The 14,165-nt window shown below is 66.2% G+C and carries 15 protein-coding genes; 3 read left to right on the forward strand and 12 right to left on the reverse strand.

Annotated features, from left to right (window positions below; genetic code table 11):
* The first annotated feature begins 57 nt into the window (after window positions 1–57).
* Complete coding sequence (locus EH231_RS04410) at window positions 58–1,341, forward strand: multidrug effflux MFS transporter (protein ID WP_124711959.1); 1,284 nt, start codon at window positions 58–60, stop codon at window positions 1,339–1,341.
* Here the strand turns inward: EH231_RS04410 and EH231_RS04415 are convergent.
* From EH231_RS04415 to EH231_RS04440, 6 genes are all read right to left on the reverse strand, one after another.
* Window positions 1,338–2,231, reverse strand: coding sequence for a haloalkane dehalogenase (locus tag EH231_RS04415; RefSeq protein ID WP_124711960.1), 894 nt, complete (start codon window positions 2,229–2,231; stop codon window positions 1,338–1,340). The genes EH231_RS04410 and EH231_RS04415 overlap by 4 nt on opposite strands.
* Complete coding sequence (locus EH231_RS04420; RefSeq protein WP_164480768.1) at window positions 2,218–2,835, reverse strand: TetR/AcrR family transcriptional regulator; 618 nt, start codon at window positions 2,833–2,835, stop codon at window positions 2,218–2,220. The genes EH231_RS04415 and EH231_RS04420 overlap by 14 nt, the downstream gene beginning before the upstream one ends.
* Before the next feature lie 63 nt (window positions 2,836–2,898).
* Window positions 2,899–4,164, reverse strand: a complete 1,266-nt coding sequence (locus EH231_RS04425; RefSeq protein WP_124711962.1) for an acyl-CoA dehydrogenase family protein — start codon at window positions 4,162–4,164, stop codon at window positions 2,899–2,901.
* Entirely contained in the window at window positions 4,161–5,321 is a 1,161-nt protein-coding gene (locus EH231_RS04430) for an acyl-CoA dehydrogenase family protein (RefSeq protein ID WP_124711963.1), read from the reverse strand. The genes EH231_RS04425 and EH231_RS04430 overlap by 4 nt, the downstream gene beginning before the upstream one ends.
* 38 nt (window positions 5,322–5,359) lie before the next feature.
* On the reverse strand, window positions 5,360–6,589 hold the full coding sequence (locus tag EH231_RS04435; protein WP_044518084.1) for an amidohydrolase family protein: 1,230 nt from the start codon (window positions 6,587–6,589) through the stop codon (window positions 5,360–5,362).
* A 112-nt stretch (window positions 6,590–6,701) separates the two neighbouring features.
* Window positions 6,702–7,340: a TetR/AcrR family transcriptional regulator gene (locus tag EH231_RS04440; RefSeq protein WP_090425470.1), complete on the reverse strand. Its 639-nt coding sequence runs from the start codon at window positions 7,338–7,340 to the stop codon at window positions 6,702–6,704.
* A 76-nt stretch (window positions 7,341–7,416) separates the two neighbouring features.
* On the opposite strand from EH231_RS04440, the gene EH231_RS04445 reads away from it, so the two are divergent.
* Together EH231_RS04445 and EH231_RS04450 are read left to right on the forward strand one after the other, a co-directional pair.
* Window positions 7,417–8,253 carry an LLM class flavin-dependent oxidoreductase gene (locus EH231_RS04445; protein ID WP_124711964.1) on the forward strand — a complete coding sequence of 279 codons (837 nt, stop codon included), beginning with the start codon at window positions 7,417–7,419 and terminating at the stop codon, window positions 8,251–8,253.
* Window positions 8,254–8,267: 14 nt separating this feature from the next.
* Complete coding sequence (locus EH231_RS04450; protein ID WP_124711965.1) at window positions 8,268–9,176, forward strand: acyl-CoA thioesterase; 909 nt, start codon at window positions 8,268–8,270, stop codon at window positions 9,174–9,176.
* Window positions 9,177–9,190: 14 nt separating this feature from the next.
* Here EH231_RS04450 and EH231_RS04455 read toward each other — a convergent pair whose 3' ends face one another.
* From EH231_RS04455 to EH231_RS04480, 6 genes are all read right to left on the reverse strand, one after another.
* The gene (locus EH231_RS04455; RefSeq protein ID WP_090425473.1) at window positions 9,191–10,048 is read right to left on the reverse strand and encodes a mycofactocin-coupled SDR family oxidoreductase; all 858 of its coding nucleotides are present in this window, start codon (window positions 10,046–10,048) and stop codon (window positions 9,191–9,193) included.
* Window positions 10,045–11,604, reverse strand: coding sequence for a flavin-containing monooxygenase (locus tag EH231_RS04460; protein ID WP_124711966.1), 1,560 nt, complete (start codon window positions 11,602–11,604; stop codon window positions 10,045–10,047). The genes EH231_RS04455 and EH231_RS04460 overlap by 4 nt, the downstream gene beginning before the upstream one ends.
* Window positions 11,604–12,191, reverse strand: coding sequence for a TetR/AcrR family transcriptional regulator (locus EH231_RS04465; protein ID WP_124711967.1), 588 nt, complete (start codon window positions 12,189–12,191; stop codon window positions 11,604–11,606). Before EH231_RS04465 ends, EH231_RS04460 begins: the two co-directional genes overlap by 1 nt.
* Window positions 12,192–12,223: 32 nt before the next feature.
* Window positions 12,224–12,670: an SRPBCC family protein gene (locus EH231_RS04470; RefSeq protein WP_124711968.1), complete on the reverse strand. Its 447-nt coding sequence runs from the start codon at window positions 12,668–12,670 to the stop codon at window positions 12,224–12,226.
* Entirely contained in the window at window positions 12,670–13,551 is an 882-nt protein-coding gene (locus tag EH231_RS04475) for an RNA polymerase sigma-70 factor (protein WP_124711969.1), read from the reverse strand. The genes EH231_RS04470 and EH231_RS04475 overlap by 1 nt, the downstream gene beginning before the upstream one ends.
* A gap of 83 nt (window positions 13,552–13,634) precedes the next feature.
* Complete coding sequence (locus tag EH231_RS04480) at window positions 13,635–14,162, reverse strand: DinB family protein (RefSeq protein ID WP_090425478.1); 528 nt, start codon at window positions 14,160–14,162, stop codon at window positions 13,635–13,637.
* Between the last annotated feature and the right edge of the window lie 3 nt (window positions 14,163–14,165).

Raw genomic sequence — 14,165 nt, forward strand, 5'->3', positions numbered from 1 at the left:
TTGATATAAGTAATCTTAACGCTCAAATGTAACGCTCAAATGTGAAGTAAGGGGCTCATGGCCTTTCGTTCGGCAACTCCGGCCACCACACCGCCTTCAGTGGCACTGATCATCGTGCTGGCCCTGCTCACCGCCGTGACACCGTTCTCGGTCGACATGTACATGTCGGCGTTTCCCGGCATGGCCGATGAGTTCGGGACGTCGGCGTCGATGGTTCAGCTGACCCTCACCACGTTTTTGGTGGGCCTGGCGGTTGGGCAGTTGTTCATCGGCCAACTCTCGGATCGGCTGGGGCGGCGGAGTCCGCTTCTGATCGGCGTCGTCGCCTGCTTGACGGCGAGTGTGTTGTGCGCGTTCAGCCCGTCGGTCGAGGTTCTGATCGCACTGCGGTTCGTGCAGGGATTCGCCGGCGCCGCGGGGGTCGTGATCGCCCGGGCGATCATCACCGACCGCACCCGCGGCTCCCAGGCGGCGCAGCTGTACTCGGTGATGATGGTCATCGGCGTGCTGGCTCCGATCCTGGCGCCCGTGCTGGGCGGTCAAGTCGTCGCCGGCCTGGGCTGGCGCGCGGTGTTCTTCGCACTCGCGGGGTTGAACCTGCTGATGCTGTTCGGTGCATTCTTCCTGGCGGGAGAATCGCTGCCCGTCGAGAATCGCCGTCCCGCCGGAATCAACGCCTTTGCCCGAAGCGCTGTTTCGGTGCTCGGCAACCGCCGGTTCATGGGCTACACGCTGGCGCTCGGCTTCGCCGCGGCGGCGATGTTCTCCTACATCTCGGCCTCGCCGTTCGTGCTCCAGAACATCATCGGTATGTCGCCACGCGCGTACTCGCTCACCTTCGGTGCCTGCGCCCTCGCGGTAGCCGTGTCGGGTGTGGTATCGGCCCGGCTGGTTCGTACCACCTCGCCACGCAAGCTTCTGTTGTGCGGTGTCTCGGCCATGGTCATCGTCACGCTGCTGATGCTGCTGAATGTGACTGTCGGTGGGGTGTTGCCCTGGGTGACGGTGGCACTGATGGCCGGCTTCATGGCTACCGTCGGCTTCACCTTCGCCAATGCGACCGCTCTGGCGATCGGTGAGGTCCGGTATGCGGCCGGAACCGGCTCGGCGATCATCGGATTCGTGCAATACGGCCTCGGCGCCGTGGCGTCGCCGTTGGTCGGTCTGGCCGGTGAGCACAGCGCGGTGCCGATGGGGACGGTGATGTTCATCTGCGCCGCGCTGGCCGCGACAGCGTTGTCGGTGTTGACCCGCGGCCATGTTCCCGGTGGTGAAAGCGACTGGGATGACTGCGAAGTCGAGTCACTCGTTCCCGAGGCCGTGGGTAGCTCCACGGACTAGCCGGCGAGCCCGCGAACGAAGTCCGCAATGGCCGCGCCGATCTCTTCGGGGCTGTCCTCCTGAATGAAGTGCGAACCGGCAACGGTCACCTCGGTCTGATTCGGCCAGGTCCGGACGAATTCACGGATGCGCCCGCGCATGATCGCACCGGGTTCGGCGTTGACGAAGAGTTTGGGGATATCGCTGGTCTTGAGCCAGTTGCCGTAGCCCTCGACGATCGCGACGACGTCGGCGGGCTCGCCGTCGACCGGGATGTTCCGTGGCCACGAAAGAGTGGGCCGGCGGTCTTCACCCGGTTCGCGGAACGGCGCGCGGTAGTGGTCCATCTCCTCGTCGGTCAGTGTGCGCCGGATCGCTCCCGGCAGAACGCCTTCGACAAACATGTTCTGTTCCAGCACCATTGACTCGCCGTTGGCGGAGCGGAAGCCCTGGAAGACCTCCCGCACCGGGTCGGGCCAATCCGCCCACGTCATCGGCGACGCAATGGCCTCCATGTAGGCGATCCCGGCCACGCGGTCGCGATGCTGATTGGCCCAGTCGAAGCCCAGGGCCGATCCCCAGTCGTGCAGGACGAGCACCACACGATCTCCCAGATCCAGTGCGTCCCAGAGCTTGAACAGGTAATCGCGCTGCTCCGCATAGTGGTAGCGGTCCGGCCCGGAATCGTCGAGCTTGTCGGAACCACCCATGCCGATCAGATCGCACGCCACCAGCCTGCCGAGGCCTTCCAGATGCGGCATCACGTTGCGCCACAGGTACGACGAGGTGGGATTGCCGTGCTGGAACACGATTGCCGAAGCGGCCGCGCCCTCACCCTGGTCGATGTAGGCCATCTGCTTGCCGTCGATTTCCTTGTACTGCAGCTTTCCGTACGGTTCAGCGCTGACCATAACGTTCTCCTCGATGTGGTTGGTCGTCGGCAACTTTGGCGGCGGCGGTCCGGGCGCAGTGCAGGATGCGCGCCGAGAATTCGGGGTCGGCGACTGCCCGGGACAGGGTCATGCCGCCGACGCAGAGTGCCATCAGTGCGATGGCCTCATCGAGCCGTTGGTCATCGGTGTCGTCGCCGCAGATCGCGGACAGCGACGTGCGCAGCTCACGCTCGTAGGCGGCACGGAACTCGTCGGATCCACGGGCCGCCTCGGAGCCCAGGGTGGCGAAGGCGCAGCTGGTCGCCAGGTCGTCGCGATGTGCCGGGGTGAGATAGCGCTTGGCCAGGCTGGTCAGCCGGGCCCGCCAGGACTCGCCGCGCGGCGGCTTGATCCAGCGGGGGCGACCGGTGCCGATGGCGTGGGCGAAGGCCGCGCCCGCCAGCTCGTCCTTGGTGTCGAAGTGGGAGTAGAAGGCGCCGTGGGTGAGCCCGGCATCGCGCATCACCGCGGCGATGCCCGCGCCGGTCAGTCCCTCTTCGCGGAGCCTGCGTGCGGCGGCATCGAGGATCCGGTCCTGAGAGTCCTGCTTGCTGTCCGCACGTTTCGTCGCTGCATTTCGCATGATGGCTGTCATGCTAATCGCATGACGGCCATCATGTGAAGACCTCAGGGATGCTCGTGCAGATCAGGTCTTGTTGCGCTTGACCTGATTGAACGGCACGCCGCGGTCGGCCGCTTGTTCGCGCGGGAAGCCCAGGATCCGCTCGCCGATCACATTGCGCGCCATCTCCGAGCTGCCGCCGCCCAATGATCCGGTCTGGCGGGACAGATAGCGGACTCCGATGTCGAGAAGGCCGGGGGCATCGTCGGTGCCTTCGTCGATCACACCGGCCGTGCCGGCGATGGCCAACGCGGTGTCCACCTCGAGTTCGGTGGTCTCGGCGTGGAAGAGCCGGATCAAGGTGCCCGCGTTCGGCGGCAGCGATCCGTTGCCGATGGCGTTGCCGACGTGATCGATGAGCTGTTTCTTGACGATGCGGCGCACCAGGGCGCGGCCTGCCAGATCCTGGACCCGGGCGTCGTCACCCTGCCCGGTGGCCTCGGCCAGCCCGATGTGGTCCGGCGGCATCTCGTTCGCGTTCTCGGCCCCGGTCCCGCTGGCGAACTCCGAACCGCCGCCGACGGCGCGACGTTCGTGGTGCAGCTGGCGCGAGGCGACGGTCCAGCCGTCGTTGACCTCACCCACCACGGCATCCGCGGGAAGCTCCAGGTTGTCGAAGAACTCCTCGCAGAACTCTTCGTTGCCGTTCACCTCGGTGATCCGGCGCATCGTGATACCCGGCGCGTTCAGCGGCACCAGGAACATGCTCAGGCCCTCGTGTTTGGGCACGGTCCAATCGGTGCGGGCCAGCATCAACCCGTAGTCGGCGGCGAACGCACTGGTACTCCAGGTCTTGGCGCCGTTGATGATCCACGTGTCGCCCTTGAGCTCTGCGCGGGTGATCACACCGGCCAGGTCCGACCCGCCGCTGGGCTCGGACAACAACTGGCAGAGCACCTCGTCGCCGCGGATCGCGGCTGAAATGCGCTCGCGCTTCTGCTTTTCGCTGCCCATGTCGAGAATCGTCGCGCCGCAGATGGTGAACGAGGGAGTGTTGAGGATCAACGGCATCTCGTAGGCCGTGCACTCGTCGTTGAATGCCTTCTGGTACGCGTAATCCAGACCCAGGCCGCCGTACTCGCGAGGGAAGCAGATGCCCGCGAATCCACCTTCGTAGAGGCGCTTCTGCAGTTCCTTTGCGCGCTCCCAGGATTCGGCTTCGGCACGCACCGCGAACGGCGGGTCCTCCGGATCGATGGACGGCATGTTCTCGGCCAGCCAGGTCCGGGCACGCAGGGCGAACTCTTCCACGGACTCTGTGGTCGCGGGGGTGCTCACGGTGTCGGTCATGCCCCAACCTCCTCGGCTGCGCGGGTATTGCGGCTCAGCGCGTACACCGCGCGATGGTGGTCTTCGGGTGAGCCGTACACGGCCCGGTACAGGGCGACCCTGCGCAGGTACAGATGAAGGTCGTGCTCCCAGGTCACGCCGATGCCGCCGTGCAACTGCACGCAGTCCTGCAGCATCACGGGAGCACGTTCGGCCACATAGGCTTTCGCGACGCTGACGAGCTTCGGCGCTTCCGGGGAACGTTCGGCCACCGCGGCCACCGCCCCCGCCGTGGTGGCGCGCGCGGCCTCGAACCACATCTTCATGTCGGCCGCGCGATGCTTGAGGGCCTGGTAGGAGGCCAACGGACGACCGAAGCTGTGCCGGTCGAAGAGCCACTGATTGGTCATAGTGAGCACGGCGTCGAGGATTCCGACGATCTCGGCGCACTGCAGCAGCAAGGCCACCTGACGCTGGCGTTCGATGATGGCCGGCGTCTGCTCGGCGGAGCCCACCGCGGCAGACTCGCCCACCTCGACACCGTCGAATCGCACTCGGGCGTAACGCTTGACCAGGTCGACCGACTTCTGATCGGTGACCGTCACCCCGGCCGCGTCGGTGGGCACCGCGAACTGCCGGATCTGGCCGTCACACACGGCCACCACCACTACCGTGGCGCTCTGGTCGCCGGCTTCGACGCGGTCCTTGACACCGTCGATCCGGTACCCCGATGCGGTGCGGGTCGCGGTGGTGCCGATGCCGGTGGCGGACTGCAGGGCCCCGAACGGCCGGTTGGGCTCATAGGCCGCCCAGGACGCCACGGTCTCGCCGGACACCAGAGCCTCGATCAATTCCTCATGCCCGCTGGGTGCTTCGACCAGGCCGGCCAGCACGACGCTGACCGGGTGCAAGGGACCGGGCGCCACCGTGCGGCCGGCCTGCTCGGCGAGCAGGGCCAGGTCGGTGACGCCGTCCCCGGACGGGCTGCCGCCACCCAGCTCTTCGGGCACCAGCAGGCTGGCCCACCCCAATTCCGCTGCGCGTCCCCACCATTGGGGGTCGAACGAGACACCCTCGGCGTGCAGCTGGCGCACGCGGGTCAGCGGCACCTCCTTTTCCAGGAAGGCCTGCGCGGTGGAGGTGAACAACATCTGTTCGGGATTTGCCACATCGGTCATGGAGTCGGCCCAGCTTCTTAGGTGTGAGGAGGACTAGATCAGTTCAGGACGAGCGCCGGGACATCGGGCCGGTACACCTTCTTGTTCTCGACCTTGAACAGGTCGACCAGGTTGCCGCCCATGACCTTTCGGACACCCTCTTCGTCGAGGCCGTGTGCCTGCAGGTCGTCGACCAGGTTGATCGGATCGGCCAGCCCCTCGGGGTGCGGCCAGTCGGACCCGAAGATGATGCGGTCGATGCCGCACAGGTCGGCCATCTTCTTGAAATCGTCCTCCCAGAACGGGGCGACGTAGATCGCGCGCTTGAACGCCTCGATCGGGTCCTCGGGGAACTCCTGCGGCATTTTCGAGTAGACGTCCTTGAATTGGTAGAACAGGTACGGCACCCAGGAAGCGCCGTTCTCCACCGACAGGATGCGCAGATCCGGATTGCGGGTCAGGGCACCGTGACAGACCAGCGCGGCCATGGTGTCCTCGATGGGCCGCTTGCCCATCGCGACCATCCGGAACGAGGTCGGCTTGAACGGTGTGAACTCCTCGGCCGGCTCCCAGTCGTTGAGGTACTGGGAGTAGCCGCTGTCCGAGGCGTGCATGCACACCGGGATACCGGCTTTGACGCAGGCGTCCCAGAACGGATCGAATTCGGGCAGACCCAGCGAACGGCTGCCACGGTAGCCGGGCACCGGCGCCGGGCGGACCAGCACGGTCTTCGCCCCGCGTTCCAGGCACCACTCGAGTTCTTCGAGGGCGCGGTCGACGACGCCGAGATTGATGACCGGGGTGGAGAAGATGCGGTCGGAGTAGTTGAACTGCCAGGTCTCGTACATCCACTCGTTGAGCGCGTGAATGATGTCCAGGATCAGGTCCGGATCGTCCTTCAGGCGCTCCTCGACCAGGCTGGCCAACGTCGGGAACATGATCGTGTAATCCAGGCCGAGGCTGTCCAGGACCTCAAGGCGCGCTTCGGGATTGCGGAAGGCGGGGATGGCCTTCATCGGCTTGCCCATCACCTCGCGGTAGCTCTTGCCGCCGCTGCCGTGACGGAAGTACTCCTCCTGGGCGCCCGGGCGTGCGACGACCTCGAACGTGGGGTTCGGGATGTAGTCGCTGATGTGGTTGCGCACCACGATCTTCGTGCGGCCGTGCACATCGATGTAATCGATGACGCCCTTGCGGTGGTCGGGCAGGAACTTGGTGAGCGCTTCCTTGGGCTCATAGAAGTGGTTGTCGGCGTCGAACACCGGGTAGGGAAGCTCGCGTGAGGGCATGTTCGCCTCCTGGAAGAGTCTGATTTTCGAAACTGGTAATGACGTTACCATGGGATGACCAGCGCGGACGAACGCATTCGGGCGATCGCTCAAAAACTCGGGAAAGCACTGGTCAGGCGGGGGATGCGGGCATCAGAAGGCCGCGTGCGCAGAACTCGTAGATGTGCTGGCCTTCGATCGGCGTTCCGTTGAGTTCCACGCCCAGTGAGCGCAGGCGCATCGCACCCAGCACCGACTGCATGATCAGGGCCGCGCTGCTCTCGACATCGATGTCGGGCCGGAAGGCTCCCGAGCTCATTCCGCGCCGCAGGATGTCGCCGATGAGCTCGTGCAATGGCGTCAGCACCCGGGCGTATTCACGGGGCAGCGACTCGGCGAGATGGTCGTTGTAGAAGGTCAGGCCGCGGTTGATGCTGTCCTGGGTGCTCGATGATGCCGGCGTGGTGATGCGCTCGATGAGCGACCGCAGGGCCTCGGGGCCTGCCAGTCCGTCGGTGTCGGAGCGCCAGCGCTGCGTGGACTCGGCCATGATCTTGTCGATGAGGGCGAGCAGTAGCTCGTCCTTGGTGGAAAAGTGCTGGTAGAACGATCTCAGTGAGGTCTTGGAGCGCTCCACCACCTCCAGCACGGTGAAGTCGGTGCGTCCTGTCTCGCCCAGGATGGCCAGCGCCGATTTCATGAAGCGGCGGGCCCGGTCCGCCTGCGCCTCGGCGCGTGCGCCGTCGGACGGTCGTTCGGCCGGCCTAACCATTGCGCCATCACCTCCGTCATGCTGCACTTGCGAGAATGACGTTACCGTTTTTGTAGAGGCAATAGGCAGGCAACGATTGAGCGAGTGGTTTCTGTTCCTACCCCAGGTGCGGTTGAGCGTCGACGACATCGTTGAGCGTGCGCGAGTGGCCGAGGACAGCGGATTCGACGGCATCGCGTTCATCGACCATCTGGAGGCCCCCGGTGCCACGCACCAAAGCATTTGGGAGGCAATGACTGTCGCCACCTGGGTGGCGGCCCGCACCGAGCGGCTGCGGATCGGTCACTTGGTGCTGTGTGACGCCTTCCGGCATCCGGCGGTGCTGGCCAAGCAGGCCGTCACGTTGTCGGCGGCCAGCGGCGGCCGGTTCGAGCTCGGGCTGGGCTCGGGTTCGTGGCCGCAGGAGTTCGAGCGGTTCGGTGTCGAGACCGGTGATGCCGCGGCCCGGGTACGCAGGCTCGGTGAGAATCTGGCGCTGCTGCAGCGGTATTGGGGCGGCGACGACGACCGGGCGCAGACCCCGCGTCCTGACCATCGAATTCCGTTGGTACTGGGCGGAACCGGTAAGCGCATGATGGAACTGGTGCGCGCCCACGCCGACTGGTGGAACATTCCGTCGCATCAGCTGGATCGGTTGCCCGCATTGCTGCCCACCGTGGGTTCGGCACGGGTCTCCCTGCAACAGATGGTCGGCTTCGTGGGGCGCGGTGCCGATCGATCGGCGGTGACCGAACGTAGCACCCGGTTGTTCGGGCACCTCGGCGGCGGGTTGGTGTGCGGCGACGCTGCCGAACTCACCGCCCATTTCGCCGGACTGTCGGCCCAGGGCGTCGAACGCTTCTACGTGTGGTTCGCCGATTTCGCGGCACCCCAAACTATTTCCGAGTTCGCCGAGACAGTCATCAACACGTGACAGAGAGGAACGACATGACCGCTGGAACCAACGAGGCACCCGCCGAGACCGGGGCCGAGCCCGCGCAGTGGACGCTGCAGATGCTGCTCGACCTGTTCGACGCGGAACCCGCGGGGGAGGACCGTTTCACCGTGCAGACCGGCATCGCCGGTGTCGACGAGCGTCAGGTGGTGGAGGGAACCCAGATCGTGGGTGCCGCCATCGTCGCAGCGGCCAAACGCTTTCCGGACAAGTCGATTCGCTCGGTACACGCGGTGTTCGCCCGCGCGGTCATGGTCGGACCCCCGGTCGAGCTCGAAATCGACGTGATCAGTGAGGGCCGGTCCACGGCCACCGCGGTGGTCGCCGCATCGCAGAACGGCAAGCGTTGCATCACCATCACGGTGTTCACCGACGTGCCGTCCGGTGACGTGATCCGTCATCACCTGGCGCGGCCCGAGGTCGCGGGCCCGGCCGACTCGAATGTCTCGCACATGCCGATGATCGGCCGCGAGCTCCGGCTCGTCGACGTCGTGGACGTCAACAGCCCCGACGAGGTCGGTCCGCCCGAGCTGTACGCGTGGCTGCACTACGAACCCGTCCCGGCCCGCGACGACCTGGCCAAAGCGCTGATCGCGTACTTCACCGGGCACCTGGGTATTTCGACGACCATGCGGGCCCACGAGGGAATCGGCACCGCCCAGGCTCATCTGACCGTCTCGACCGCGCCGATGACCGTCACCGTCAGCTTCCACGAGCCGGTCCGCTGGGACGGCTGGCTGCTCTACAGCCACGAGAGCACCCAGGTCGGCTCGGGCATGTCGTATGTGCGCGGCGCCGTGCACACCGAAGAGGGTGAACTCATCGCGTCGTTCAGCCAGGACGCGCTGATCCGTCCGCTGCGCACCACCGATACCAGCATCTCGGCCCACTCGCGGCTGTAGGCCGGCGCCGCCGCTCAGATCTTCAGATACCCCTTGTCTGCCGGGATCTGAGCGGCGGTGACCAATGACGACGCATCGCCGGCCAGCCAGACCACGATGTCGGAGATGTTGTCCGGTGCGATGAGGGAATCCGTCGGCAGCGCGCCGGGGGAGAAGCTGTGGATGTAGTTCGGATGGTCCTGCAGCACCTGGTACATCGACAGGTCGTTGCCCATCGGGGTGTCGGTGCCGTAGGGGTGGATCGAGTTGACCCGGATGCCGAACTCGCCCAGCTCGACCGCGAGTGAATTGGTGAGCCCGACCACGCCGAACTTGCTGGCGCAGTAGTGCGCACAACCCGGCACGGCCTTGATGCCGGCGGCCGAGCTGATGGTGATGATCGAGCCGCCGTTGCCGGCCTCGATCATCGGGGGCACCACCGCCTGCACGGTGTGGAAGAGTCCGGTGAGATTGACATCGATGACGTCCTGCCACTGCTGTGCCGGGATCTCCCACAACCGGCCCCAGTTGAGCACAGCGGCATTGGCGACGACGATGTCGAGGCGGCCGAACTGTTCGACCGCGTCGGCCACCAGCCGGCGTTGACCTTCGGCGTCGCGCACGTCGACCTCGCGGGCCAGGATCTTGCGCCCCTCGCCTTCGACCAGTGCCACGGTCTCGGCGAGATCCTCCGGGGTGGCGGCGGCATACCCGTTGTGCTCGGCGACGGGGGCACAGGCGTCGAGCGCGACGATGTCCGCACCGGCGCGGGCCAGCCGCACGCAGTGCGAGCGGCCCTGGCCGCGCGCGGCTCCGGTGACGTAGGCGACCCGCCCGGCCAGTGGGGCGTTGGGTGTCGGCTCCTCGCGCAAGCGCTCGTCGGTGGGGCTCATGCGGGTTGCTCCTCGGGTAGCGCGGTGACACGGACATTGGTGAACCCGTAATCGGACAGCGGAGAGCGGCGGGCGAACTGCCGGGATCCGGTGATCGTCTGCGGCCGGTAATACGGGGTTTCGTACTGGGAGTTGACGAAATAGGAGTTCAGGCCCGATGTCGCGGTGTAGTACAGGTGCGCGACGCGGCCGTCGCGGCGCATCCGTTCATTCCACAGGTTGAACGCGTCCTGGCTGACGGTGGCGACCTGAGCGCCGCGGTGGCGGGTCTCATCGATGATCCGCACGGCGTGTGCGGCTACGGTTTCGACATAGTCCAGCCAGGCGAAGCCGACGAAGCCGAGCGGTCCGACGATCTCCCAGCGGTTGGGCAGGCGTGGGTGGGCGGTGCCCGCGTAGCTGTGCAGGCCGTGCGCCCGGTAGTACCGGGCGAGGTCGAATCCGCATGCGCCCAGGATGGTATCCGGGCGGTAGGTCTCCGGGTCGATCCACAGTTCGTAGCCGGTGGCCAGTACCAGCAGTTCGGCCGGGTGCTCGACGCCGTCGGTGGTGCGGATCCCGGTCGCGGTGATCCGCTCGATCGGCGTGGTGATCAGGTTGGTGTTCGGATTGTTCAGCGCCGGCAGGAACGCGCTGGAGATCACCGGCCGCTTGGCCAGGATGCCGTAGCGCGGCAACAGCTTTCGCCGGGTGGCCGGGTCGTCGACGACCGCGCGCAGCAGCAGCCGGTACAGCAGCCGGGACCAGCCGTCGTAGAGCGGCATCAGTCGCCGCAGCCATTTGTCCGGCAGTCGGGAGAACACGTGCACGATGGGCGCCACCATGAAGATGTCCATCGCCAGCCGGCCCGCCGCGTTGACGGCCGGGACGACCCCCGGCAGCCGGAACAGCCGGCGCATCCCCGGCGAGATGTCGAAGTCGACTTTCGGTAGCACCCATGCCGGGGTGCGTTGGTAGACATCGAGATTGGCGGCTTTCGCGGACAAGGCCGCGGTGATCTGGACGCCCGACGACCCGGTCCCGATCACGGCGATGCGCTTGCCGTCGGTGTCGTAGCTGTCGTCCCAGGCGTTGGGGCGCAGGATGGTTCCGGTGAAGTCCTCGACACCCTCGATGTCGACGGTGTTCTTGGCGTTGACGTAACCACCGACGGAACTGACCAGAAAACGTGCGGTCACCGGCGCTCCGTCGCGGATCTCCAGTCGCCACAAACCATGTTCGTCGTCCCACTGCTGGCGGATCACCTCGGAGTCGGGACGCAGGTGTTCGTAGAGTCCGAGATGGGTGGCCGTGTCCTGCAGGTAGCGATGGATCTCCGGCCCTGGCGCGAAGAATCTGCTCCAGTTCGGGTTGGGGGCGAACGACAACTGATACCACAGGGTGGGGATGTCGACGGCCAGGCCGGGGTAGTGGTTGTCGCGCCAGGTGCCGCCGAAGTCGTTGCCGCGTTCGATGATGACGAAATCGCGGATACCCTTCTGGCGCAACATGTGTGCCGTGGCGATGCCACCGGGCCCGGCGCCGATGATCGCCACCTCGTAGTCTGGATCCGTCATTACTGCCTTCCGGTCAGGCCGACGACGATGTGGTCGGACACGAATCGTTTCACCGCACGTGGACTGTCGAGGTTCACGCCGATCGGTGGGAGAAGTTCGAAGCTCAGCAGCAGGCGCACGATCCACTCGCTGGCCCGCGCCGGCGCAACACCGGGTCCGACCTCCCCGCGTTCCTGGGCCGCCCGCACGAACGGCTTCCACAGGTCGATCGACCGCCGCATCAGATCGTCACCCGTGTTGCGCAGCAGCAGTACCAGGATGCTCTCGTTGATGCCGCGCGGTGCCACGGAATCCGACTGCTGGCGGTGCGCGCAGATGACGACCGCCGCCGCGGCGACCTGATCGGCCAGGGTGTCGTGCCTGCCCACCTCTGCCGCAATGGTCTCGATGAACGCACCGGCCAGGTGGTCGAGCCCGACCCTGATGGCGTTGTCACGGCTGCCCAGCGCGTTGTGGACGGTGCCGCGGGATACTCCGGCATTCTCTGCGACCGCGGTGAGGCTGAATTGCCTTGGGCCCAAGAGCCTCAGCGTCGATGCGGTGGCAGCGAGCAACGCGGGTGACACCGCCCGGTCCGCAACGCGCATTTGAACAGATTAGCGAGATCTGTTCAATGTGGTCAGTGTTTGGCCAGATCCGCCGCCGCCGCGTCCAACACGTCGTTGAAGACCCTGGTCAGCATCGGCCGACCCACCCAACGGGTCAGGGCTCCGCCGACGAGTGGGAACTTCACCCGGAACGTCGTGGTCCATGTGACGCGGGTGCCGCCATCCACCGCGGCGAAGCCGACTCGACCGTGTCGGTGTTCCGAGGGCGGGAAACTGCGTTCGACGGAGTAGTCGAAGGAATGCGGTGCGTCGTAGGCGGTGATGCGTTCCCGGAACCATCCGATGGTCCAGAGCAGGATGCGCACCGCTCCCTGTCCGTAGGGCGCCTGCAGGCCGGGTTCGGCCAGCCGCTGCCGAACTACCAGCGGAGAGCGCGTGAAATTGGCCGCGTTGCTCATGAAGTCGAACACCGCGTCCTGCGGTGCTGCGATGGTCCGTTCGACGGTGATGGTCTGCATCAGTCCTCCTGCTGTGTGGTCAGGGTGCGGGTCGCGGCGGCGTCGCGCAGTTTGTCGGGGTTGCGGATCGCGTAGAGCGCGGTGATGAGTCCGTCGGTCACCTCGATGAGCAGGACCGAGTCCAGCGTTCCGTCCTGGCGGAACAAGACGGCCGGCATCGAGTTGTAGCTGCCGAACGAGATGTCGAATCCGGCCATGCCGCCCTGGGCGAGTCCTGCCATGAACTGCGCGACCCGTCGTGGTCCGACGACCGGGCGACGCGCAGCCGATACCTGCCCACCGCCGTCGGACAACGCCACGATCTCGGGCGCCATCACCGCGACGAGGCCGTCGATGTCCCCGGTACGCGCGGCCCGGAGGAACTTCGTGACGGCGGCGCGCGCCAGTTGCCTGTCCGGTGTGAAGCGGCGCCGTCGGGCTTGCACGTGTTCGCGTGCGCGATGGGCGATTTGGCGCACCGCCGTATCGGACTTTCCCACCACGAGAGCTATCTCGGGATGGCTGTAACCGAACACCTCGTTGAGGACGAACACCACGCGTTCGTCAGGGCCGAGTGTCTCCAGGATCAGCAGCATCGCGATGGACACGGACTCGGCGAGGACGGCGTCCTCGCTCACGTCCGATGTGGTCTGGATCGGTTCGGGAAGCCAAGTGCCGACGTAGTCTTCGCGACGGCGCCGGCTCGTGCGTAGTGCGTTCAGAGCCTGCCGCGTGACGATCTGGACGAGATACGCGTGCGAATGGGTGACCTCGCCCGCTGTGATCCAGCGCAGGTAGCTTTCCTGCACCACATCTTCGGCGTCGGCGGCGCTGCCCAGAATCTCGTATGCCAGCGTGAAGAGCAGCGGACGGTGCCCGGCGAATACCTCGGTCGCGTTCAGATGGTCCCCCTATGCCCGTGGTCGTCACACTCTCAGACACCGCTCGGCGGCCGAACCGTGACAGCCTTCGGCTGTGAACCGCGTCACATGGCGGAGACGTCGTGCGCGTGGTGGACGATGTCGTGCAGGTGGTAGATCGCGATCGTCGCGACGGTGAACTCGCTGCCGTTGCTGCGCAGCCCGCGCCGCGACCAGGCGTCGGCCGGCACGTGGTCGTAGGTGTCGGCGATGACGTTCGCCGCCTCGAACAGTTCGGTGGCGACGGTGACCGGATCCTGCGATCCGTAGTCGTCGGCGATCGCGGTGGCATCCTGATCCCAGTTGGGGAACCGCGGATCGTCCTCGTTCAGCATCAACTGCACCCGGTGCTCGAAGATCCGGTGCACGTCACGGATATGGCAGCCGTATTCCAGGATCGACCAGCGATCCGCGCGGGTCCGGGCACCTACCCCGGGGCGGTGCAGACGGGGTACCCACAGTGCGGCATCGTCACGGATCAGGCCGGCCACCTCGCTCCGGTGCACCACCGTCGGGTCGAACCCGCACTCAGGGCAGGCGCGAGACAGTACCCAGGTCCAGTCCTTGTCGTCGGGCTCCAGTGCGCGGTCCATGGC

Origin of the sequence: Mycolicibacterium nivoides (assembly GCF_003855255.1) — a bacterium.
Lineage (GTDB): Bacteria > Actinomycetota > Actinomycetes > Mycobacteriales > Mycobacteriaceae > Mycobacterium > Mycobacterium nivoides.

Bases quoted from the DNA above. Each gene is read 5' to 3' on its own strand.
- EH231_RS04410 (WP_124711959.1), top strand. From the start codon at position 58: ATGGCCTTTCGTTCGGCAACTCCGGCCACCACACCGCCTTCAGTGGCA.
- EH231_RS04415 (WP_124711960.1), bottom strand. From the start codon at position 2,231: ATGGTCAGCGCTGAACCGTACGGAAAGCTGCAGTACAAGGAAATCGAC.
- EH231_RS04420 (WP_164480768.1), bottom strand. From the start codon at position 2,835: ATGCGAAATGCAGCGACGAAACGTGCGGACAGCAAGCAGGACTCTCAG.
- EH231_RS04425 (WP_124711962.1), bottom strand. From the start codon at position 4,164: ATGACCGACACCGTGAGCACCCCCGCGACCACAGAGTCCGTGGAAGAG.
- EH231_RS04430 (WP_124711963.1), bottom strand. From the start codon at position 5,321: ATGACCGATGTGGCAAATCCCGAACAGATGTTGTTCACCTCCACCGCG.
- EH231_RS04435 (WP_044518084.1), bottom strand. From the start codon at position 6,589: ATGCCCTCACGCGAGCTTCCCTACCCGGTGTTCGACGCCGACAACCAC.
- EH231_RS04440 (WP_090425470.1), bottom strand. From the start codon at position 7,340: ATGGTTAGGCCGGCCGAACGACCGTCCGACGGCGCACGCGCCGAGGCG.
- EH231_RS04450 (WP_124711965.1), top strand. From the start codon at position 8,268: ATGACCGCTGGAACCAACGAGGCACCCGCCGAGACCGGGGCCGAGCCC.
- EH231_RS04455 (WP_090425473.1), bottom strand. From the start codon at position 10,048: ATGAGCCCCACCGACGAGCGCTTGCGCGAGGAGCCGACACCCAACGCC.
- EH231_RS04460 (WP_124711966.1), bottom strand. From the start codon at position 11,604: ATGACGGATCCAGACTACGAGGTGGCGATCATCGGCGCCGGGCCCGGT.
- EH231_RS04465 (WP_124711967.1), bottom strand. From the start codon at position 12,191: ATGCGCGTTGCGGACCGGGCGGTGTCACCCGCGTTGCTCGCTGCCACC.
- EH231_RS04470 (WP_124711968.1), bottom strand. From the start codon at position 12,670: ATGCAGACCATCACCGTCGAACGGACCATCGCAGCACCGCAGGACGCG.
- EH231_RS04480 (WP_090425478.1), bottom strand. From the start codon at position 14,162: ATGGACCGCGCACTGGAGCCCGACGACAAGGACTGGACCTGGGTACTG.